This is a genomic window from Streptomyces sp. NBC_00016, from assembly GCF_045040885.1.
Taxonomy (GTDB): domain Bacteria; phylum Actinomycetota; class Actinomycetes; order Streptomycetales; family Streptomycetaceae; genus Streptomyces; species Streptomyces coriariae.
Map to the genome: position 1 here is coordinate 5729521 of NZ_CP108304.1, position 22272 is coordinate 5751792.

Here is a 22272-nt window from a genome sequence, read left to right on the forward strand (position 1 = left end):
CGAGGGGGCGTCCGCCCCGCGCGCGCAACCGTTCGCCGCGTGCCGCCGCCCGACGGGTGTCAGCGGCCGCCCGCGGGAACCACGGGGGCGTGAGCCGCTCGCGCACGCGCCGTTCGTGAACAGCGCGCACGACCGTCGCGATCCCTGCCGCACGCCGCTGCCGCCCTCATGACCGCGAAAGAAACCGGGCACCGAAGGGTGTCCGCCGCGCGGACTACCCTGGAGGGTCGAGCATCCCCCGTGGCAGGAGAGAAATGGCCGTCAATCTGGTCAATGTCGAGAACGTCAGCAAGGTGTACGGGACCCGTACCCTCCTCGACGGCATCTCGCTCGGCGTGTCCGAAGGGGACCGGATCGGCGTCGTCGGCCGCAACGGCGACGGGAAGACCACGCTGATCCGCATGCTCGCCAAGCTGGAGGACGCAGACTCCGGCCGGGTCACGCACTCCGGCGGGGTCCGCCTCGGCGTACTCACCCAGCACGACTCGCTCGACTCGGCCGCGACCGTCCGGCACGAGGTCATCCGGGACATGGCCGACCACGAGTGGGCCGGCAACGCCAAGGTCCGGGACGTGCTCACGGGGCTCTTCGGCGGGCTCGACCTGCCGGGGTTCCCGCAGGGCCTGGACACCGTGATCGGTCCGCTCTCCGGCGGTGAGCGCCGCCGGATCGCGCTCGCCAAGCTGCTGATCGAGGAGCAGGACCTGATCGTCCTCGACGAGCCGACCAACCACCTCGACGTCGAGGGCATCTCCTGGCTGGCCCGGCATCTGCGCGAGCGCCGCTCCGCGCTCGTCTGCGTCACCCACGACCGCTGGTTCCTGGACCAGGTCTGCACCCGCATGTGGGACGTGCAGCGCGGCGACGTCCACGAGTACGAGGGCGGCTACTCCGACTACGTCTTCGCGCGCGCGGAGCGTGAGCGCATCGCCGCGACCGAGGAGGTCAAGCGGCAGAACCTGGTCCGCAAGGAGCTCGCCTGGCTGCGCCGCGGCGCCCCCGCGCGGACGTCCAAGCCGCGGTTCCGTGTCGAGGCCGCCAACGAGCTCATCAAGGACGTGCCGCCGCCCCGCGACAGCAGCGAGCTGATGAAGTTCGCCTCCTCGCGCCTCGGCAGGACCGTCTTCGACCTCGAGGACGTCACCGTCCAGGCCGGTCCCAAGGTGCTGCTCAAGCACATCACCTGGCACCTCGGCCCCGGTGACCGCATCGGCCTCGTCGGGGTCAACGGCGCCGGCAAGACCTCGCTGCTGCGGGCCCTGGCCGAGGCCGCCCGCACCGAGGGCGAGGTGCAGCCCGTGGCCGGCCGGGTCGTCGTCGGCAAGACCGTCAAGCTCGCCTACCTCTCCCAGGAGGTCGCCGAACTCGACCCCGCCCTGCGGGTCCTGGAGGCCGTCCAGCAGGTGCGTGAGCGCGTCGACCTCGGCAAGGGGCGCGAGATGACCGCCGGGCAGCTCTGCGAGACGTTCGGCTTCAACAAGGACAAGCAGTGGACGCCGGTCGGGGACCTGTCGGGCGGTGAGCGCCGCCGTCTGCAGATCCTGCGTCTGCTCATGGACGAGCCCAACGTCCTCTTCCTCGACGAGCCCACCAACGACCTCGACATCGAGACCCTGACCCAGCTCGAGGACCTCCTCGACGGCTGGCCGGGCTCGATGATCGTCATCTCCCACGACCGCTTCTTCGTCGAGCGGACCACGGACCGGGTCTTCGCCCTCCTCGGCGACGCCGCCCTGCGGATGCTCCCGCGCGGTATCGACGAGTACATCGAGCGCCGGCAGCGCATGGAGGAGGCCGCGGCCGCCTCGGCTCCGGCGGCCGTCGCGAAGCCGGTGGCCGAGAAGAGCGCCGCCGACCAGCGCGCCGCCAAGAAGGAACTCCAGAAGATCGAGCGGCAGTTGGACAAGGTCTCCGAGAAGGAGTCCAAGCTGCACGCCCAGATCGCGGACAACGCCACCGACTTCGCGAAGGTCGCCGAACTCGACACCGCGCTGCGTGGATTGGTGGGCGAGCGCGAGGAACTGGAGCTGCGGTGGCTGGAACTGGCCGAGGACGCGTGAAGGGTGCGTGAAGGCGCATAACGACGGCATCACGGGCCGGTCCTCCCTTGGGAACAGGGGTGGATCGGCCCCGGGAGCCGTTCGTCGCGGGTGATAGAAAGAGCCGTCTGAGAACTTTCTGAAGACGGCTCCGGGCGGGTCACTGACCTGGGGGCGTGGCTAAAAACCAGTGACATAGGGGGAACACGCTGATGGCTCAGCCGCCCAATCAGCCGCCGCAGCCGGGTGGTTTCGGAGCACCGCAGGACCAGCCTCAGGCGCCACAGCCGCCGCAGGCATCGCAGCCGCCGCAGGCGCCACAGGGTGGCTTCGGCGCGCCCCAGATGCCGCCGCAGCCGCCCCAGGGCCCGCCCGCCCAGCTGCCGCAGCCGGGTTACGGCTATCCGCAGCAACAGCCGCAGCAGGCCGGCCCGTACGGTCAGCCGCCGCAGGCCGGTCCCTACGGTCAGCCCCAGCAGCCGGGCCCCTACGGCCAGCCCGGACAGCCCGGCCCCTACGGACAGCCGGGGCCGTACGGCCAGCAGCCGGGCTACGGCTATCCGCAGCCGCCCCAGTTCCCCGGCGCGCCCGGTGCTCCCGGTACGCCGCCCGGTGGGCGCAACCCCTTCAAGGGGCGGCCCGCGCTGGTGGTCGGGGCCGCGGTGGCGGCGCTGCTGGTGATCGGCGGGACGGTGTTCGCGGTCACGAACGGCGACGACGACGGCGGCAAGAAGCCGGTCGCCGGGCCGAGCGACGACGGCAAGGCCACGTCGAGCGGCGCACCGGTCAACCCCGGTGACGGCAGCGGCGACGGCGGCGAGGACACCGAGGACTTCAACGCGGACCGCAAGGCCGGCGAGGCGAAGGTGCTCTGGTACAAGGAGGCGCCCGACGCGCCCGCCTCCGGCGCCGACGCCCCCGGCATGTGGATCACCTCCAAGACGGCCGTGAAGGCGGCGTACAAGGAGGTCGTCGCGTACAACGTCGGTGACGGCAAGCCCACCTGGGACACCATCGCGCTGCCGCAGAAGATCTGCGCGGTCACCCCGCAGAAGACGGCGGACGACAAGGTCGTCGTGGCGTACATGAGCGGCACCAGCGACCGCGCCAAGTGCAACCAGCTCCAGCAGATCGACCTCACCACCGGCGCCCAGGGCTGGAAGGGCGTCGTCGCGGACGGCGCGCTGTTCGACAGCGCCATCAGCATCGAGCTGTCGCTGGCCGGCAACACCCTGATGGTGGGCCGCTCGCAGTCCGGCACGGCGTACGACGTCCGCACCGGCAAGAAGCTGTACGACAAGCAGAAGTACGGCGACTCCTGCTTCCCGACGGCGTTCGCCGGCGGGACCCGGCTGATCGCGGTGGCGTCCTGCGACGCGACCGAGGCCAACGAGCACGACGAGATCCAGGAGCTGGACCCGGCGACCGGCAAGGCCAAGTGGACCCAGAAGTTCGACAAGGGCTGGTCGGTCGCGAAGACGTACTCCGTCGACCCGCTGGTGGTCTACAGCACCAACGAGGACAAGAACACCTGGAACATCGCGACGTTCAAGCCGGACGGCTCCTACCGCTCGCAGGTCGGCTTCGACGAGGACTTCGCGCCCGAGTGCGACTCCGGTTTCCTCCAGCGCAACCTCACCGGCTGCACGGGCACGGCCTCCGACGCGAACACGCTCTACCTGCCGACCGAGTCGAGCAGCGGCCCCAACGAGATCGTGGCGATCGACCTCTCCACCGGCAAGGAGAAGTGGCGCGTGAAGTCCCCGACCGACGAGGCGATGCTGCCGGTGAAGGTCGAGGGCGGCAACCTCGTCGCGTACGTCGAGCCGTCGTACGACGCGGCCGGCCGGGTGGTGGGCATCCCGACGGCCGGGTCCGCCCACACGCCGACGACGCTGATGCAGCTGCCCCAGAGCACCGCCGAGATCGAGGACAGCTTCTACTCGCGCGACCTCGCCTGGGTCGACGGGCGCCTCTACCTCTCCTCCACCCGGCTGACGGGCAACGACGAGACGAAGGAGAAGCTGATGCTCGCCTACGGCAAGTGAGGCGAACCACCCTTCCCCGCCCTGTCGACGTCCCCGCCCGTCCGCCCGAGCCTTCCGAGCGTTCTCCCGAGGTATCCACACCATGACCCAGCCGCCGCCCCCGCCGCCGAACCAGCCCCCGCAGCAGCCGCAGCAGCCCGGTTTCGGCCCGCCCCAGCCGCCGCAGGACACGCCGCCGCAGGACGCCGTGCCCAAGGACGCGGCCCCTCAGGACGCCGCGCCGCAGCCTCCCGCCCCCGACCTGACGAAGGCTCCGGAGCCGGGCTACGGCTACCCGCAGGCACCCCGGCCGGGCCAGGCGCCCCAGCCGCCCCAGGCCCCGGCCCCGGCGGCTCAGCACCCCCAGCCGCCGCAGACGCCTCCGCCCCCGGCCCCGTCCGGGCCCCCGCAGCAGCCCCAGCCGGGGTACGGCTACCCGCAGGCGCCCGGACAGCCGGCGCCCCCGGCCGCCGCCCCCGGTTACGGCTACCCGGCCCAGCCGGGCACGCCCGCGCCCTCCGCGTACGGTCAGCCCCAGCAGCCGGGCCCCTACGGCCAGCCGACGCCCCCGTACGGCCAGCAGCCCGGGTACGGCTACCCGGGGCAGCCTGGTCAGCCGGGGCAGCCGGGATATCCGACCGCTCCGGCGGGTTACGGCTACCCGGGGCAGCCCACCATGCCCATGCACCCGCAGGCCGGCGGCCCCGGCCAGGGACCGGGCGGCGTCGGCAAGAAGTTCAACGCGCAGGTGGCGATCATCGTCGGGGCGGTCGTCGCGATCGCGCTGATCGTCGGCGGCGGCGTCTGGTACGCGAAGTCCAGCGACGGCGGCAAGAAGGAAGAGGCGGGTCCCGCGGGCCCGACCGGCGGCGGGGGCGACACCGGCGGCACGGGAGGCACCGGCGGAACGTCCTCCGGCGGCAAGGAGAAGGTGCCGGCCGACCCCGCCTCGGACGTCCTGTTCAAGGTCCCGATGCCCGTGATCAAGAAGGACGACAGCGTCGGCGTCAAGGGCTCCTGGCTGACCGACAAGGCGTACGTGAAGACGGGCGTCAGCGAGATCGCCGGCTACGACCTGGACAAGGGCACCAAGCTCTGGTCGGTCCCGCTGCCCGGACCGGTGTGCGAGGCCAGCAAGTTCGCCACCGACGACTACCGCACGGCGGTCACCTTCCAGGCGAGCGCCGCCGAAACGGCGTCCTGCGACCAGGTCGCGGCGATCGACCTCGCCGCGGGCAAGCAGCTGTGGAAGAAGACCGTCAACTCCGGTGACTACCCGATCAGTTTCAATAACGTGACGGTCAGCGCGAACACGGTGGCCCTCGGCAGCACCAACGGCGGCGCCGCCTTCGACATCGACTCCGGCAAGGTGCTGTGGTCGCCGAAGCCGGCCGACACCTGCTACGACGCCGGCTACGGCGGCGGCCCGAAGCTGGTGGCCGTGCGCAAGTGCGGCGCGTACGACAACCCCGAGCTGCACATCCAGACCATCGACCCGGTGTCCGGGAAGGTGATCTCCGAGTACAAGCTGGCCACGGGCATCGACTACGCGTCCGTCGTGTCCAGCGACCCCCTGGTGGTGGCCGCCGACGTCGGCGACAGCGCCGGTGACGGCAGCGGCATCTCGGACTTCTTCTCCATCGACAACAAGACCGGCAAGCTGCGCACCCGCATCTCGGTCCCGGGCGACCAGTACGCGGCCGACTGCGAGGGCATCACCAGGATCGAGGCCTGCACGGGACTGGCCGTCGGCAACGACCGGATCTACGTCCCGACCGAGGAGCACGACGGCACCGGCGAGTACAGCCGGACCAACGAGGTCATCGCCTTCGACCTGGCCACCGGCAAGCAGACCGGCCAGCGCGCGGACGCCGGCGACGGCTACACGATCTACCCGCTGCGCATGGACGGCAGCAACCTGATCGCCTACAAGCGGCCGCCGTACGACAAGGGCGGCCAGGTCGTCAGCATCGCCGGAGGCTCCTTCAAGGAGACCAAGCTGCTGGAGAACCCGGCCACGGAGGCGGTGCACGACCTGGAGACCAGCATGTCCCCGGAGTACTCCGAGGTCCTCTACTCCCAGGGACGCCTGTTCATGTCCGAGGTGTACGCCGACGACGGCTCGCTCTCGAGCGGCGACCCGCAGTACCTCGCCGTCGCGTACGGCGCGGGCAGCTGATCGTCTTAATCGCCGTGACGGCCCCGTCCCTGCTCAGGGGCGGGGCCGTTCACTTACCGCCCATGCCCCTCGAATGTGAGGAATTTCGGCGATCCGGGGCACTTCTCACCGGTAGGGGGAGCGCAACGTCGAACAAGCGTGTAGCTTCCGGGGGCATGAAGGACAGGGTGCCGGGGGGCACCCTTTGTTGGTCCGTGTGAGTCCGTGTGAGCCCGTGTGGGCATCCATGGGGGGACTGGGGGGTTGCTCGTTGGGAGTGCGGCTGATGGTGGTCGACGACCACCGACTGCTCGCCGAGGCACTGGCCTCGGCGCTCAAACTGCGGGGGCACCGGGTGCTCGCCGCGGCGGCACCTGCCGCGGGCGCGGCCGAGCTGGTGATCACCCGCGCCCCGGAGGTGTGTCTGCTGGGCACGGCGGTCCCGGCCGAGCCGGGCATCTTCGACCCGGTGGTCCGCATCAAGCGGGAGCGGCCACAGGTGGCGGTGCTGGTCCTCGGTCCGGTACCGAGCCCCCGAGGCATCGCCGCGGCCTTCGCCGCGGGCGCCTCCGGGTACGTACGCCACGACGAGCGCATAGAGGGCGTGGAGCGGGCCATCATGAAGGCGCGGGCGGGCGAGGCGGCGGTGGCTCCGGCGCTGCTGCAGGGCGCGTTCAGCGAACTGCTGAACCCGGCGGCCCAGCCGGACGACGAGGGCCAGCGGCTGCTCCAGATGCTCACGCCCCGCGAGGTGGAGGTCCTGGTCCGGGTCGCGGACGGCGAGGACACCCGCCTGATCGCCGCCGGTATGGGCATCGCCCCGTCCACGGCCCGCACGCACGTCCAGCGGGTCCTGATGAAACTGGGCGTCGGCTCCCGGCTGGAGGCGGCGGCGCTCGCGGCCCGCACGGGTCTGCTGGACCGCGCGGGCCCACTGCCGCACACCTCCCGGGACACGGAAACGGGTACGGGGCCGGAGTTCTGACGAACTCCGGCCCCGTACCGGGCAGTTGCGGGCGGGTCAGCCGAAGCGCAGCTTCGTCGTCGCCCACGCGCTGTCCGCGCTGATCACCGCCGTGCCCGTGCCGATCACCGCGGCGCCGCCCTTGTAGAAGTAGATGCTTCCGGCGCTGGACAGGGCCCAGAGGTCGGGGACGCCGTCGTCGTTGACGTCCGGGGTGCCGTAGAGGTGGCTCGTGGGCACCGTGGTGGTCGACCATCCCTCGGCGTAGACCTCGTCGGCGCCCGTCTTGGAGGCCGCCGCCGTCGACAGGGAGGCGATGGTCGAGCCGCCGGCGCTGTCCTTGATGCCGAACCGCAGGTAGAGACGGCTGGAGGAGCCGGAGCGCCACAGCAGGTCGGGGGCGCCGTCGGCGTCGTGGTCGCCGACCGAGACGAGGTCGCGGTCCAGCCACGCGGTGCTGGCGATCTTGGTGACCGCCAGGAACGTGGCGCCGGTGTAGCCCTCGAAGGCCCACATCTCGCCGCCGGTGGCGGTGGCGAACAGGTCGACGCGGCCGTCCGCGTCGTAGTCGCCCACGATGATCTGGTCGAAGGTCGCCGGGTCCGGGGAGCCCGAGGGCAGCCGGAGGGTCGTGCGCCGGGAGATGTCGACGCTGCCGTAGCCGTCGCCGGGGTACACGTACAGCTTGCCGTCGGGCATCCGGGCGAAGACGTCGCCGATGCCGTCGGCGCCGAGCGCGTCGCCGCCGTGGGCGATCAGTGCCGCCGTGCCGTCGGCGCCCATCCAGTAGGCCGGCGCGTGGTCCACGCCGTCCTCGTCCGGGTCGGAGAGCAGGCCGACGCCGTCGTCATGGGCGGCCTCCATGCCGACGTGCAGGTCACCGGCGGTCGACGAGGGGTACATCCACAGGTTGCCGCCCGAGCTGATCGCGAACAGGTCGGGGGTGCCGTCACCCGTGGTGTCGCCGGCCACGTCGGCGGTGTCGCGCGGGGTGACGTAGAACAGGTACTTCGTGCCGATCGAGACATTGCCCGCGCTGTCCACGGCCCGCGCGTACAGCACGTTGGGGCCGGCCAGCGGCGGCGGCAGCGAAACGGTCGTCGAGGCGCCCGCGGTGACGGTCTTGCTGCTCGCGTAGGTCGTGGTGTTGAACGACCACTGGAACTTGGTGACGTCGGTGTCCTCGTCCGGCGCGAAGGTGAAGTTGCCGGACGTACCGAACTTCACCGTCGACCAGACCGTGCCGTCCTCGTCCGCCGCCGGGAAGGCGGTGGAGGTGATCAGCGGCTCGTTGGGCACGCTGCTGTCGTAGATGAACCGGCACACGTACGGGTCGGAGGTCGGCGCGTACGGTGAGGCGGCTCCGCTGGAGTCGATCGCGCGCACCCGCCACGAGTACTGGTAGCCGTTGGTGAACGACGACTTGGCGACCGTGACCGACGCCTTGCCGGCGCTGGTGACCGTGACGTTCTTGTCGAGGATCTTGCTGTCGCCGTAGCCGGTCCGCCACAGCTCGAAGTCCAGGTACTTCAGGTCCTGGCGGGTGGAGGTGTCGTCCGCGTCGGAGGAGGCGGCCGACAGCACGAGGTCGCGCTTGCCGATGTGGAGGTAGGGGGTGGTGCGGTCGCAGGTGCCGCCCGGGGTCTGGACGACCGAACTCGGCGTCTTCGGCTTGCGGTTGTAGACGAGGGTGAGCTTGGGGGCGCTGTCGCCCTCCGCGCGGAACTTCTTCCAGGCGTACGCCGAGTCCTCGGTGCTGGCCCGCAGCCCGATGGTCATCGAGGACCAGCCGCCGTCCGCCGCGTCCTGCGCGACCGACTTCGCGTCGTAGCTGACGTAGGAGTCCGGGCAGGAGGAGTTGTAGCCGTACGCGAAGGACTTGGTGCCGATCTCCGACTTCCAGTCCGGCTGGTTGTTCCAGGTGGTCTTGGAGGAGATGCCGGAGGTCAGCCAGACCTGGGTCTCGCGCGCGGAGCACGACCAGGAGTAGGTCTCGCGCAGCCGTATGGAGGCCGACGAGATGCTGGCGCCCTTGATGTTGGTGGACCAGCCGAGCTTGAAGAAGGAGCGGGACAAACCCCAGGTGGTGGACTCGAAGCCGACGCGGGCCTCGGTGGTGCCGCTGTTGTAGTTGGCGCCGTCGTAGAAGCTGGAGCTCGGGTACTTCTTGTAGGCCGTGGTCCAGTTCTTCGTCTTGCCGTAGATCGTGGGGTCGACGAAGACCGGGTAGACGGTGTCCGCGTCCGCGAGCAGGTCGGCGTCCGGCACGATCGACAGGGCGGTGGAGGCGGCGCCCGGGACGCTCAACGCGGTGCCGGCGACGGCCAGATGGGTACCCGGGTCGGGTCCGGCGAGGCCCGGCAGGGCGAACACCTGGGCGTCGGTGAGGGTGGCGGAGGACGCCGGGTGGAAGGCGGCCGGGTCGGCGTCGGCCGCGCCGGAGTCCCCGGTGGCGCCGTCCTCGGACTCGCCGCTCTCGGTGGCGGTCGCCGTCGGCGCGTCGGTGTCCTGCCCGTCCTCGGGCGCGGCGCTCTCCTCGCCGACCGGCGCGCCGGGCTCCTCGGAGTAGGACGGCGCCGGCTCGGCGGTCTCCTCGGCCGGCTCGGGGTCGGCGCCCTCGGTGGCCGCGTACGTGCCGGCCGAGTCCCACAGGTAGGGGGTGGGGGAGACGGCGATCTCCTGGCCGTCGCGGTCCGTGCCGGTGACGATCTTCGTGACGGGGTCGAGGTGGAAGGTGAGGTCGGGGGAGGAGAGCCCGTAGGACAGCCGGGTGAGGGCGGGGTCGGCCGCGGCCTCGGCGCTGTGCACGACGAGGACGTGGCTGAACCCGCCGGCCTGGGCCGTCAGCATCAGGTCGACGCCGTCGAGGACCTCGCGGTACAGCGCGCTCGCCCCGCTGATCGTGGGCTCGGGCAGGGCGCCGGGCCAGCTCAGGGTGATCTCGTGGCCGCCGCTGGTGAGGGTGGCGAGCTCGGAGAAGCCCTCGGTGGCGTCGGCGACCCGCACGGCGTCACCGCCGCGCGCGACGGTGTAGACGGCGGCCCGCACGGCCGTGGACGCCGAACTCGTGCCCGAAGCGCCTCGTCCACGCGTGGTGCTCCGGCCGCTCCCGCTGTCCTTGCCGCCCGCCGAGAACACCACGGGATCGACGGTCGCCCTGGCGGCCCAGCCCTGTGCGGTCCGGGCCAGGCTCGTGTCGATGGGCTTCCAGGCGCCGTTCACCCGGGCCCGCACCGGCGCCCCGTGGGCGACCAGTTCGAAGCTGCCGTCGGGGCGCGCGTACGTCGTGGACGTCTCGTCGCGCAGGGCGGTGACCTCGACGCGCCTGCCCGCGGCGACGGCCTGTTGCTGCGCGGTGTCCTGGTCCAGCGGACGGGCGGCGGCCTTCTTCGTCCCGGCGGGGGCGTCGGCGGTGCCGGGGTCGTCGAACAGCGGCACGGCCAGCAGCCCGACGCCGATCGCGCCGGCGACGGCTGCGGCGACCCCTGCCCGGCCGCGCCCGGACGCGGGCAGGCCGAAGCGACGACGTTCCATGGGCTTGCGCCCCCTCCCCCTGAAATCCCGGGCGAGCCAGGATTCTGTGAATGAGCTATGCCGCACCCGGGGGCCTGCTTTTCGCATCCCACGCCCGGAAAGCGCGCACCAGAGCATTGCCGATGCCGAGGAGATAGCGCCACACCGCTCGTTCGCCTTTGCCTTTCTGTGACCTTGGAGATGAGACGGGACGGCCCTCGCGTACGTCCAACAGGTAGGGCTGAGCAGGGAGTTCACGTCCCGGGCGTCTTGCGTCAAACGATCACAATTTGCCCGCACGTGGCAGTGCATTGACCGGCATTTGACCTGGTCTTTCAGCGATTGAGCCGTGCTCATATCTTTTTATTCGGACTGTGGAATTTATCCGGTGAGCTAAATCACGCGCCTTCTTGGACCTGTTGACTTTCCATGAACATTTGCCAGAACATTCGTGCTCATCAATGGCCGGAACTGTGGGCGCGGGGGCTGTCGCTGTGTGGGGATCGCTGTCATGGAGCGGCAGGGGGTGGCGTGTGAGCACGCGTGCCGAACGCCGCAGACGGGCGCGGATGCGCGCCGGTGTGGTCGGTGCGCTCGCCGTGGCACTGGTGGTGGGCATCTCGCCCGCCGCCGTGGCGCTGCCGCCGGGTGACGACCGCAGCGGCGTCGATCTGGTCGACCTGCCGGACGCCGAGCAGGCCGAGGGCGAGGCCGGCGGTCAGCTCGCCGAACTGACCACGGCCGAGGCCGAGCAGCCCCTCGAGTACGACCCGAGCCAGGTCACCGCGCCGGTCGGCGGCACCGCGACGAAGGACCTCACGGGACTTGCGCCCGGCGATCTGGTGCCGCTCACCCAGGCCGACGGCACCGCGCTCCCCGTCGAGGTCGGTGCCCCCGAGGACGCCACCGCGACCGAGGCCACCGCCCTGGAGGGCGAGTGGCAGGTCACCCTCGCCGGCCAGGGCGAGCTGGCCACCACCGCCATCGAGGGCGTGGCCCTCACGGTCACCCCGCCGGCCGAGGCGACCGGCGACGCCGTGATCGCCCTGGACTACACCGACTTCTCCGAGCTGTACGGCGCGAACTGGGCCGACCGGCTGTCCTTCGTGCAGTACCCGGCGTGCTTCCTGACCACCCCGGACACCGAGGGCTGCTCGGAGCCGACCGAGGTCTCCACCGACAACGTGGTCGCGCAGACGGGCACCGACGCCGACGGCGGCGCGGTGTTCGAGCGCCGCATCCTGGCGACCGTCGACACCGAGGTCCTCGCGGCGGGCGGCACCAGCGCCTCGACCGCGTCCACGGCCGCCGCCACCGGCGCGGGCACGGTCACCGACGGCGTGTACCGCGAGGCGAAGGCCGGCGACGGAACCCGGCTGGCGACGCTCGCCGCCGCGACCGCCGACGGCTCCGGCTCCTCCGTCCTGCTCGCCACCGACTCCGGCTCCGGCTCCAAGGGCGACTTCGGCGCGACCCCGCTGGTCAGCGCCGGTTCCTGGTCGGCCGGAGGCAACTCGGGCGGCTTCACCTACTCGTACGCCCTGCAGACCCCGAGTGTCCCCGGCGGCCCCTCGCCGTCGGTGTCCTTCGGCTACAACTCGCAGGGCGTGGACGGCCGCACCTCCGCCTCCAACAACCAGCCCTCCTGGGTCGGCGACGGCTGGGAGTACAACGCGGGCTCCATCACCCGCACCTACGCCTCCTGCCGCGACGACCAGACGAACGGCAACAACACCAAGAAGACCAGCGACCTCTGCTTCGGCTCGTACAACGCCACGCTCACGCTCGGCGGCACGACGACCGAGCTGGTCCTGCCCGACGGCGCGAGCAGCCCCTACGGCGACAAGTGGGTCACCGCGAACGACGACGGCTCGCGCGTCGAACTGCTGCGCAGCACCGCCCTGGACAATGGTGACGCCGACGGCGAGTACTGGCGCGTCACCACCCGCGACGGCACCCAGTACTACTTCGGCAAGCACAAGCTGGCCGACGACTGGGCGAGCGGCGACCCGGTGACGAACTCGGTCCTCACCGCGCCCGTCGCCGGCAACCAGAGCGGCGAACCCTGCTACAAGTCCGGTGACTTCGCCGGTTCCTTCTGCGACCAGGCCTGGCGCTGGAACCTCGACTACGTCGTCGACACCAACGGCAACGCGATGACGCTGTGGTGGGCCAAGGAGACCAACCTCTACGCGAAGAACAACAAGTTCAAGACGCCCGTCTCCTACGACCGCGGCGGCTACCTCAAGCGCATCGAGTACGGCCTGACCACGGCCGACCCGTACGCGGCCCCGATCTCCAAGGTCACCTTCGACGTCGACGAGCGCTGCTTCAAGGAGGGCGAACTCGCCTGTACGGCGGAGGGCGACGAGAACGACAACTTCGCCTCCGGCGACTTCGCGAAGAACCGCATCTGGTACGACACCCCGGCCGACCTGCACTGCGCCGCCGGCAAGGAGTGCTACGTCCCCGTCCCCACCTTCTGGTCGCGCAAGCGGCTGGCCCAGGTGACGACGTGGACGCAGCGCACCCAGGGCTCCACGGCCCTGTCGAAGGTGGACAGCTGGACGCTCCAGCAGTCGCTGCCCGCCGACCTCACCGACGAGGGCACCGCCCTGTGGCTGGAGTCGATCACCCGCACCGGCTACGACACCGAGGGCGAGTCGCTCACCCTCAACCCGGTGCAGTTCCTCGCCAACAGCCAGCCGATGCCCAACCGGGTCAAGGAGGGCACGAACGACCCGAACCCGGCCTTCGACCGGCTGCGGATCGCGCGGGTCGTCAGCGAGTACGGCGGCGAGACCGTCGTCACCTACAAGGCGCCGTCGGGCGCGTGCAAGACGGGCAGCGGCTTCCCCGCCCCGGACGCGAACACCGGCCTGTGCTTCCCGGTGTTCTGGAACGCCGACCCGGACGTCGAGACGACCGACTGGTTCAACAAGTACGTCGTCGAGTCCGTCCAGGAACTCCCCGCCCTCACCGGCGTCGACGCGATCACGACCACCTACGACTACCTCGGTGACGCGGCCTGGGCCCTGAACCAGGCGGAGTTCAGCAAGAAGAAGACCCGCACCTGGGACCAGTGGCGCGGCTTCGCCCGCGTGCGCACCTACACGGGCGCCGACAGTGACGCCGCGTACGTGTCCACGAAGCGGGGCATGACGGAGACCCGCTTCTTCCGGGGCATGGACGGCGACCCCCTGTCCGGCGGCGGTACCCGCTCGGTCACCGTCAAGGACTCCGAGGGCGCGACCATCGCCACCGACGAGGAGCCGTTCGCGGGCCGCGTCGCGGAGTCCCTCACCTACGCCTCGGCGACCGCCTCCACCTGGCTGACCAGGACCGTCGACAAGCCGAAGGCCGTGAAGCTCGCCGCCCGCAGCCGCTCCGGCGGCATCCCGGACCTCAAGGCCTGGCGGGTCCTCACCCCTGAGTCCCTCACCTACACCCGCTCCTCCGGCGCCGGCGACGACAAGCGGACCGTGCGCGTCCTGCGCACCGTCACCGAGTACGAGGACACCTACGGCCTGCCGACGCAGGTCGCCGAGTACAACGACTGGTCGGCCGACGCCGCGACCGACAACACGGACGACGACACCTGCACGGTGATGTCGTACGTCCACAACACCGCCAAGCACCTCATCGGCCTGGACCGGCAGACCCTCACCACCGCCGGCACCTGCGCGCAGGCGGCCACGGCGACCGCCGCCGACTGGATCGACGGCTCCCGGGTCGCCTACGACGGCCAGGCCTACGACGCCGCTCCCACCAGCGGCAACGCCACCACCACCTGGGCGATCACCGGCGCGGGCGGCGCCTGGGTGAAGGACGGCGAGGTCACGTACGACGGCTACGGCCGTACGACGTCCACGAGGAACGCCCTGGCCATCGCGAACAGCGACACCGCGAAGGCCGTCACGACCTACGTCCCCGACAAGGGGCAGGTCTTCCAGATCACCACCACCAACGAGCTGAACCAGAGCGAGACCAGCACGCTGGAGCCCGGCCGCGGGGTCGCCCTGACCGACCAGGACGTCAACGGACGGGTCACCACCTATACCTACGACGCCCTCGGCCGCGCCACCCAGGTGTGGAACCCGTCCCGCGCCACGTCCAAGTCGCCGTCGGCGAGGATCAGTTACGACACGACGATCGGCCAGCCGGTCTCGATCACCACCGAGTCGCTCACCGACAACGGTGACTACGGCGTCTCCACCGTCATCTACGACGGCCTCGGCCGCGAACGCCAGAAGCAGGAACCGGCGGTCGGCGGCGGACGCCTCATCACGGACACCCTGTACGGCGCCAACGGCACCATCCGACAGACCAACAACGCCTACTACGACAAGGACGACCCCTCCACCGTCCTGTTCGAGCTGGAGTCGGACTACCAGGTCCCCAACGCGACGCTGTACGCGTACGACGGCCTGGGCCGCACCCTCACCGAGACCCCGTACCTCAACGGCACGGAGGTCCCGGCGAAGGCGAGCCGCTACGAGTACGGCCTCGACAACTCCACGGTGATCAACCCGACGGGCGCAGCCGCCCAGCGCACCTGGTCCGACGCGATGGGCCGCACGGTCCGCGTCGACACGTACACGGACGCGCTGCGCGCCGCCTACCGCTCGACGACGTACACGTACGACGAGCGCGGCGACCGCGTGGAGGCCAAGGACTCCCAGGGCAACCTCTGGACCTGGAAGTACGACGCCCGGGGCCGCGAGATCGAGTCGGTCGACCCGGACGCGGGTAAGACCACGACCACCTACGACATCCTGAATCGGCCGGAACTGGCCACGGACGAGAACGCGGCCGTCTACACGGTCTACGACAAGCTGTCCCGGCCGATCGAGCAGCACGAGGGCTCCGCCACCGGCACCCTGCTGGCGAAGACCACGTACGACACGCTGATCGGCGGTGTGGGCCTGCCGACCTCGCACACCCGCTACACGGACAACCAGGCGTACACCACGGCCGTGACCGGCTACACGGCCGGCTACCAGCCGACCGGCCAGAAGATCTCGATCCCCGAGTCGGTGGCGCTCGCCTACGGCCTCCAGAAGGAGTACGCGTACAGCTACGAGTACTCGGAGTCGGGCGTCGTCGAGGCGGTCAATCTCCCGTCCGTCGGCACCTTGCCCGCCGAGAGAGTGGTCGTCCGCTACAACGAGGACGGTCTTCCGGTTTCCACCTCGGGCCTGGCCTGGTACACCGCGCAGACCTCGTACTCCCCGTACGGCCAGGTCCTGCGCGCGGCCAGCGGTGAGAACCCGAACCGCGTCTGGACGACGAACCTGTTCGACGAGGCGACGGGTGAGCTGACCCAGAGCATCATCGACCGTGAGTCGACCAGTGACACCACGGCCGTCACCGGCCACCGCGTCAACTCCCGCAGCTACGCCTACGACCCGGCCGGCAACGTCACGTCGATCGCCGACACGTCGAACTCGGTGACCGACCGCCAGTGCTTCACCTACGACGCCCTGGGTCAGTTGTCCGAGGCGTGGACCGCACCGGCCGGCTGCACCGCCACCGGCAAGACGACGGCGGCCCCGAAGTACTCGGACGGCACGACCAACGTCACGGCGGCGAACAACGGTTACTGGCAGTCGTACACGTACGACGCGATGGGCAACCGGAAGAAGCTTGTCGAGCACGACCCGGGCCTGGACACCACCAAGGACGCCACGACCGACTACACGTACGGCAAGGCTGACGGCACCCAGCCGCACACGCTCACGGGCATGTCGTCCACGTACAAGGCCGAGTCCGGTGCCCAGGTGACGAAGGCGACGACGCTGACGTACGACGACGCGGGCAACACGCTGACGCGCAAGTACGACGGCTCCGAACAGGCGTTGTCCTGGACGTGGGACGGCCAGGTCGAGAAGGTCACCGGCTTCGGGGAGAACGGCGCGGGCGCGTGGAAGGGCCTGGCGAACAAGTGCCTGGATCTGTCCAACGCGGCGACGACGGCCGACACGCCCGTCCAGCTCTACACCTGCAACGGCTCCAAGGCGCAGAAGTTCCGCATCGACTCGGCCTCCTCGGCCGACCCGTCGACGGGCGCGCTGAAGATCCTGGGCAAGTGCGTGGTTCCTAAGGGCGGCGGCACAGCCAACGGCACGCTGGTCGTCATCGCGGACTGCACCGGCGCGGCGGCCCAGCAGTGGACGGCAACGTCCACCGGCACCCTGAAGCACGTCTCCTCGGGCAAGTGCCTGGACGTCCCGAGTTCCAACTCGGCGGACAGCACGGACCTCCAGCTGAACACCTGCGGGACCGCGGCGAACCAGCAGTGGGTTCCGGACAAGGAGACGAAGTACGTCTACGGCGGTGACGGGTCGCGTCTGATGGCGATCTCCGCCACCGAGCGCACCCTGTACCTCGGCGAGTCGACCATCTCGGTCAACGCGGCCGGCGGTCCCGCCTACACCGAGCGCTACTACTCCCAGGCGGGCGCTCCGACCGTGATGCGCCACGCGCAGGGTACGGGCGCGGCGGAACTGTCCGTGCAGATCATGGACCAGAACGGCACGGCGTACGCCAATGTGGCGCTGACGTCCGGCAACAAGGTCAAGTTCTCCAAGACGGACGCGTTCGGCGTGGAGCGGTCCGAGTCGACCACCTGGCGCTCGCACCAGAGCTATGTCGGTGGCGGCGACGACGCGAGCAGCGGTCTGGTCCACTTGGGTGCACGCGAGTACGACCCTGCGACGGGCCGCTTCCTGTCCGCCGACCCAGTCCTGGACCTGGCCGACCCGGTCCAGATGAACGGCTACGTGTACTGCGAGAACAACCCGGTCACCTTCGCCGACCCGTCCGGTCTGGCTTCGGAGGGCGGCAGCTCGGAGTACGGAGGGCCGTCGGCGTCGGACGAGGCGTCCGCGAAGAAGACGCTGGGCACCTCGGTGGCGGACGTGATCCTGTCCATCGGCTGGGCGGCTCTGAAGGAGTTCGTCGGCTGGAACAGCGTGGTGGGCTGCTTCTCGCGGGGTGACGTCTGGGCGTGCGGGGACCTGTTCCTCAACGCCATCCCGTGGACGAAGGCGTACAAGGCGTTCGGTATCGCCAAGGCGGCGTTCCGGATCGCGAAGGCGATCAACGCGCTGATGAAGGCCAAGCAGAAGGCCCGCAAGATCATCGAGCTGGCCCGCAAGGCCCGCGAGCTGGCGCGCAAGGCGGCCGCTGCGAAGAAGAAGGCGGCCGCGCTGGCGGCACAGCTGAAGAAGAAGGCCAAGGAAGCGGCAACCCGGCAGGCGAAGAAGGCCGCGCAGAAGACCGGAAACGCGGTCCAGAAGGCCCGGAAGGCGGCGGCGAAGAAGACGGAGCCGAAGCCGCGGCAGGCCAAAGCCAAGGACGAGTCGTCCGGGGGCGGCGGAGCCGGCGAGTGCAACAGCTTCGTGCCCGGCACGAAGGTGCTGATGGCCGATGGCACCACCAAGCCGATCGAACAGGTCAAGAACGGCGACAAGGTCCTGGCGACGGATCCGGAGACCGGCGAGACGAGTGTCGAGACGGTCACCGCCGAGATCCAGGGCAGCGGCGTCAAGCATCTGGTCAAGGTCACCATCGCCGTGGACGGCGACAAGGCCGACAGCGACAAGGCCGCCGAGAACACCGCCGAGGTGACGGCCACCGACGGACACCCCTTCTGGGTCCCGGAGTTGGGCGAGTGGATCGATGCCACCGACCTGAAGGCCGGTGAGTGGCTGCGCACCGGCTCCGGCAGCCACGTCCAGATCACGGCGGTCGAGCGCTGGACCGCACCTGCGGCCACGGTCCACAACCTCACCGTCAGTGACCTGCACACGTACTACGTGCAGGCCGGAGCAACACCGCTCCTCGTACACAACGACAACTGCCCGACCGTATCCCAGAAGGATGTGGAGGGCCTCCTGGGGAAGGCGCAATCCCTCTACGAGGCATACGGGAAGGAAAAGGCGACCGTTTCCGTCGCACGCGTCTGGAACCGGGAGACGAGGCAGGCCGAGGAATGGGTGTCGACGCACCTGAGCGACCTCCCGGCCGAGATCAGGAACAATCTTGGCGGCGCGAAGTACAAGTTCGGCGAAGGTGACGCCGAGGCGACGATTGTCGGCGCCCTAGGAGACAAGTACGACCTTCTCGGGATAGCCTCCAGTACGCGGATCTGCCCCAGTTGCTATGATGCGATCAAGGGTGTGCCCGGCATGATGGAAACGACGGTCGGGGCGACTCGTGCGCAATTGCCCAAGTACACGAAATGGCGTACCGCGATCAATATGAACTTCTGGAACGGGTCGTGAACCGTGATCTGTGACGTGTGCGGACACGAGATGCGGCTGTTGCCGGCCGACCCGGAGCAGGGGCAGGGTGAGGACTGGCTGTGCTCCTGGTGTTATGCGATGACCACGGTGGGGCCAGGGCCTCAGCAGGTGTCGCGGCCGGGGTACTCGCCGGTGAATTCACGCTGGGAGCGGGCGGTTTCCGAGAGGCTGCCCGATGGCGTCGCGCACGCGTACGCGTACTTCGATTCGACTCTCTGTGGAATTCGCCGAGAAGGCATGTCTCCGTCGCCGAATTTCTGGGTTCCGAATTGGTCCAATGCGTGCCAGGCGTGTAAGGACGCTGCCGGGATCATCGATCGACGCTGGCCGGTTGAGGTCAGGGAGAGGGGTCGGGAGCAGACCGCGCCTCCTTCCGGCACAAGCTGGCCGCCTTTCTAGATCGGTCCAATCGCGGCTTTGTGAATGAAACAGAAAGGGCAGTCATGCGGCGGTCCGGGGGATTCGTGCTGCTGGCACTGTGCGTGTCGCTGTCGGCCTGCGACGTGGCGAGCGGCGGTGGCGCCGGCGGTGAGGACGGTCTGCTGAAGCCCACCGCCCAGCCAGGGGCCACCGCGCGGGCCGGCGGCCTCGGCAGCGCGGCGCTGGTCTCGCGTGACACGAGCGGCTTCACCGTGTCCACGCCGGACGACGCCCGCAAGGTGCAGGTCATGCAGGACGCCTGCGCCCCGCTGGCCTACGCCCTGTCGGGCACGGCCGTCGGCAAGCCGGCCACCACGGTCGTACGGAAGGCCACCGGCGAGGGCGCCGAGGTCACCGTCGTCCTCGCCGAGTACGCCTCCGACGAGGCCCAGCAGGCGATGGACGCGATCGCCACCGCCCTCGACGAGTGCGCGGCCGGCTTCACCGCCACCGTCGACGGCGACGAACACAAGGTCGGCAAGGTCGCCCCGGAACTCGCCCCCGAGGGTGTGGACCAGGCGATGGGCGTGGGCGCGACGGTGACCCGGTCCGGCAGGGCGACAACGGCCAAGGCCGTGATCCTCCGCTCCGGCAACGCGATCGCCTACCTCAGCGGCACCCCGTCGATCCCGGCCACGGTCCTGGACGCCCAGTTGGTGAAGCTGCGAGGCTGACCGCATGAAGCTGCGAGCGACGGTCCGGCGGGGAGCGCGCCTCGGTGTGCTGATCGGCGCGTGGCCCGCGGGCATCGTCGGCGGCCTGTGCCTCGTGACGGCGCTCGTCTCCCTGACCATCGGCCACGACGGCACCGCGTGGACACTGACGGTCGCGGGCGGGCTCGCCGTCCTGGGCAGCATGGCGGGGGGCGTCACCCTGGGAACGGCCACCGGCCTCGCCCTGGCGCTCGCACCCCGCGGCCTCCTCACCCGCCCCCCGCTGCGCGGCCTGCTGGCGGCACTCACCGCGGGGCTGCCGGTGGCGGCCCTCTCCGTCGCCGCCCTGACCGGAGACGGCTACACCCTCGCGAGCTACCCGCCGTCGATCCACTTCCTCACCTGGTCGGCGACCTTGACGATCGCCCTGGTGGCGGCGGCCCGCAGCGGTGAGATCGCCGGGTACGGCACCGGACACTGACGGACGGCGATGAGTTTCGCCGCGATCCGCGGTCAGAGATCATGACCGAACCGGACCACAGACCCCGAGGACCTCACATGCGCACCCTGATCAGCACCGCATTCATCTCGCTCGACGGCGTCGTGGAGGCCCCGGGCGGCGAGCCCGGTTACCGGAACGCCGGATGGACCTTCAAGGACATCGAGTTCCTCCCCGAGGCCTTCGAGATCAAGGGCCGGGAGCAGACCGAAGCCACCGCGATGCTGCTGGGCCGGACCAGCTACGAGGCGTTCAGCCCCGTGTGGCCCGACATGGCGGACTTCGCCGACTACAAGGTGATGCCGAAGTACGTCGTCTCCACCACCCTCACCGAGGACGACCTGGTGTCGAACTGGGGCGAGACGACGATCCTGCGCTCGCTCGACGACGTCGCCGCGCTCAAGGAGACCGAGGGCGGCCCGATCATCGTCCACGGCAGCGCCTCCTTGAACCAGGCGCTCTCGGACGCCGGCCTGATCGACCGTTACCACCTGCTCGTCTTCCCGCTCCTGCTCGGCGCGGGCAAGCGGCTCTTCAGCGCCACGGACAAGGACACGCAGAAGCTGAAGCTCGTCGAGCACGAGGCGTACGCCAACGGCCTTCAGAAGAACGTCTTCGACGTCGTCCGCTGAGGTGTGAGGCCGGTGCGTATCCCTGCCAGGAGGTGAGCGAGGGCGACGGGCGTGGTGCTGAGGGCCGTGTCCGGGGTGTCGCTCTCGCGGAGGTGAAGGGCCGCGGGGGCGGCGGAAGCGGCGAGTTCGACGCAGGTGTTGCCGTTGCCACCGTCTGAGAACGTGGACTTCTGCCAGCGCAAGGTGTGGTCCATGGGGTGCCTCACAGTTCCTTTGTCAGGCGGTGGATGAAGTCACGTGACGCTGCTGGTTCCAGCGTCGCCTTCTCCACCCTACGGAAGAGTGTTCGGAGCTGGGCCAGTTGAGGCTCCGCATCGATGAACGCAGTTCCGGTGGGGGCGTCGCGCAGGCCGGTGTCCAGCTGGGACACGGGACCGCCGGTGTACATCAGCGAGGCTCCGGCACCGGCGAAGCCGTCCTGATCGGTGGGGATGACCCGCACGGTGGCGTGCCCCTGCTCGATCTGATCGAGGATGCGCAGGAGTTGAGCGTGCGAGGCCCTGCGGTCGGCCACTCGAAGACGCAGCGCGAACTCGTGGACGATCGTCTCGTACGGGGTGGGGTTGTCGCCTTCGATGACGACCCGGCGTCCCAATCGGTGCTCGACGCGAGGTGTCAGTTCGCTCTCGGGCAGGCCGGGCATCATGTACGCGTAGACCGCGCGAGCGTAGTCGGCGGTCTGCAGTAGCCCGGGAACGTGCGTGATCACGATTTCCCGGAGGAACTTCGCGTGGTGCTCGACCTCCGCGGTGTCCAGGAAAACAGGGGGCAGGACTCCCCGGTACTCCTCCCACCAGCCGCGTGTCCGATCGGATGCCATGGCCATCAGGGCCTCGATCAACGCCTCGTCCGCGCAGGCGTAATGGGCCGCCAAGCGGCGGACACGCTCCGGACTCACCCCCGCGACGCCGGACTCGATCTGGCTCATCTGGACCGCGTCGGCACCGAGCAGCGCAGCTGCTTCCCGCGCCTTCATTCCCGTCGCTTCGCGGAGTTTGCGCAGTTCAGCGCCCAGTCGCACCCTGCGGGCCGTGAGATGCCTCTTGGGTGGCACGCAG

At 70.1% G+C, this 22272-nt stretch carries 11 protein-coding genes; 8 read left to right on the forward strand and 3 right to left on the reverse strand.

Going from position 1 to position 22272, the window contains the following annotated elements:
- Positions 1-254: 254 nt before the first annotated feature.
- From OG933_RS25485 to OG933_RS25500, 4 genes are all read left to right on the forward strand, one after another.
- A complete protein-coding gene (locus OG933_RS25485; protein ID WP_362523696.1) occupies positions 255-2060 on the forward strand; it encodes an ABC-F family ATP-binding cassette domain-containing protein in 1806 nt (601 codons plus the stop codon).
- Positions 2061-2251: 191 nt separating this feature from the next.
- Positions 2252-4087, forward strand: coding sequence for a PQQ-binding-like beta-propeller repeat protein (locus OG933_RS25490; protein ID WP_405629069.1), 1836 nt, complete (start codon positions 2252-2254; stop codon positions 4085-4087).
- An 82-nt stretch (positions 4088-4169) separates the two neighbouring features.
- On the forward strand, positions 4170-6245 hold the full coding sequence (locus tag OG933_RS25495) for a PQQ-binding-like beta-propeller repeat protein (protein ID WP_362523700.1): 2076 nt from the start codon (positions 4170-4172) through the stop codon (positions 6243-6245).
- A gap of 265 nt (positions 6246-6510) precedes the next feature.
- A complete protein-coding gene (locus OG933_RS25500) occupies positions 6511-7209 on the forward strand; it encodes a response regulator transcription factor (RefSeq protein WP_020128422.1) in 699 nt (232 codons plus the stop codon).
- Positions 7210-7245: 36 nt separating this feature from the next.
- Here OG933_RS25500 and OG933_RS25505 read toward each other — a convergent pair whose 3' ends face one another.
- Positions 7246-10722 (reverse strand): DNRLRE domain-containing protein, encoded by a 3477-nt coding sequence (locus tag OG933_RS25505; RefSeq protein WP_405629071.1) that lies wholly within the window; start codon positions 10720-10722, stop codon positions 7246-7248.
- Positions 10723-11270: 548 nt separating this feature from the next.
- Here OG933_RS25505 and OG933_RS25510 point away from each other — a divergent pair.
- The 4 genes from OG933_RS25510 (at position 11271) to OG933_RS25525 (ending at position 21214) form a co-directional block, all read left to right on the forward strand.
- On the forward strand, positions 11271-18989 hold the full coding sequence (locus OG933_RS25510; RefSeq protein ID WP_405633506.1) for a ricin-type beta-trefoil lectin domain protein: 7719 nt from the start codon (positions 11271-11273) through the stop codon (positions 18987-18989).
- A gap of 464 nt (positions 18990-19453) precedes the next feature.
- Positions 19454-20104 (forward strand): hypothetical protein, encoded by a 651-nt coding sequence (locus OG933_RS25515; protein ID WP_405629073.1) that lies wholly within the window; start codon positions 19454-19456, stop codon positions 20102-20104.
- 4 nt (positions 20105-20108) lie between these two features.
- A complete protein-coding gene (locus tag OG933_RS25520) occupies positions 20109-20564 on the forward strand; it encodes a hypothetical protein (RefSeq protein ID WP_405629074.1) in 456 nt (151 codons plus the stop codon).
- 77 nt (positions 20565-20641) lie between these two features.
- Entirely contained in the window at positions 20642-21214 is a 573-nt protein-coding gene (locus OG933_RS25525) for a dihydrofolate reductase family protein (RefSeq protein ID WP_362523708.1), read from the forward strand.
- Here the strand turns inward: OG933_RS25525 and OG933_RS25530 are convergent.
- Both OG933_RS25530 and OG933_RS25535 read right to left on the reverse strand, forming a co-directional pair.
- Complete coding sequence (locus OG933_RS25530) at positions 21184-21408, reverse strand: DUF397 domain-containing protein (RefSeq protein ID WP_362572292.1); 225 nt, start codon at positions 21406-21408, stop codon at positions 21184-21186. The genes OG933_RS25525 and OG933_RS25530 overlap by 31 nt on opposite strands.
- Positions 21409-21416: 8 nt before the next feature.
- Complete coding sequence (locus OG933_RS25535; RefSeq protein ID WP_362523712.1) at positions 21417-22268, reverse strand: helix-turn-helix transcriptional regulator; 852 nt, start codon at positions 22266-22268, stop codon at positions 21417-21419.
- Positions 22269-22272: the final 4 nt, after the last annotated feature.

Coding starts and splice junctions, on each gene's coding strand:
- OG933_RS25520 (WP_405629074.1), top strand. CDS start 20,109: ATGAAGCTGCGAGCGACGGTCCGGCGGGGAGCGCGCCTCGGTGTGCTG.
- OG933_RS25525 (WP_362523708.1), top strand. CDS start 20,642: ATGCGCACCCTGATCAGCACCGCATTCATCTCGCTCGACGGCGTCGTG.
- OG933_RS25490 (WP_405629069.1), top strand. CDS start 2,252: ATGGCTCAGCCGCCCAATCAGCCGCCGCAGCCGGGTGGTTTCGGAGCA.
- OG933_RS25495 (WP_362523700.1), top strand. CDS start 4,170: ATGACCCAGCCGCCGCCCCCGCCGCCGAACCAGCCCCCGCAGCAGCCG.
- OG933_RS25515 (WP_405629073.1), top strand. CDS start 19,454: ATGCGGCGGTCCGGGGGATTCGTGCTGCTGGCACTGTGCGTGTCGCTG.
- OG933_RS25505 (WP_405629071.1), bottom strand. CDS start 10,722: ATGGAACGTCGTCGCTTCGGCCTGCCCGCGTCCGGGCGCGGCCGGGCA.
- OG933_RS25530 (WP_362572292.1), bottom strand. CDS start 21,408: ATGGACCACACCTTGCGCTGGCAGAAGTCCACGTTCTCAGACGGTGGC.
- OG933_RS25510 (WP_405633506.1), top strand. CDS start 11,271: ATGCGCGCCGGTGTGGTCGGTGCGCTCGCCGTGGCACTGGTGGTGGGC.
- OG933_RS25500 (WP_020128422.1), top strand. CDS start 6,511: ATGGTGGTCGACGACCACCGACTGCTCGCCGAGGCACTGGCCTCGGCG.
- OG933_RS25485 (WP_362523696.1), top strand. CDS start 255: ATGGCCGTCAATCTGGTCAATGTCGAGAACGTCAGCAAGGTGTACGGG.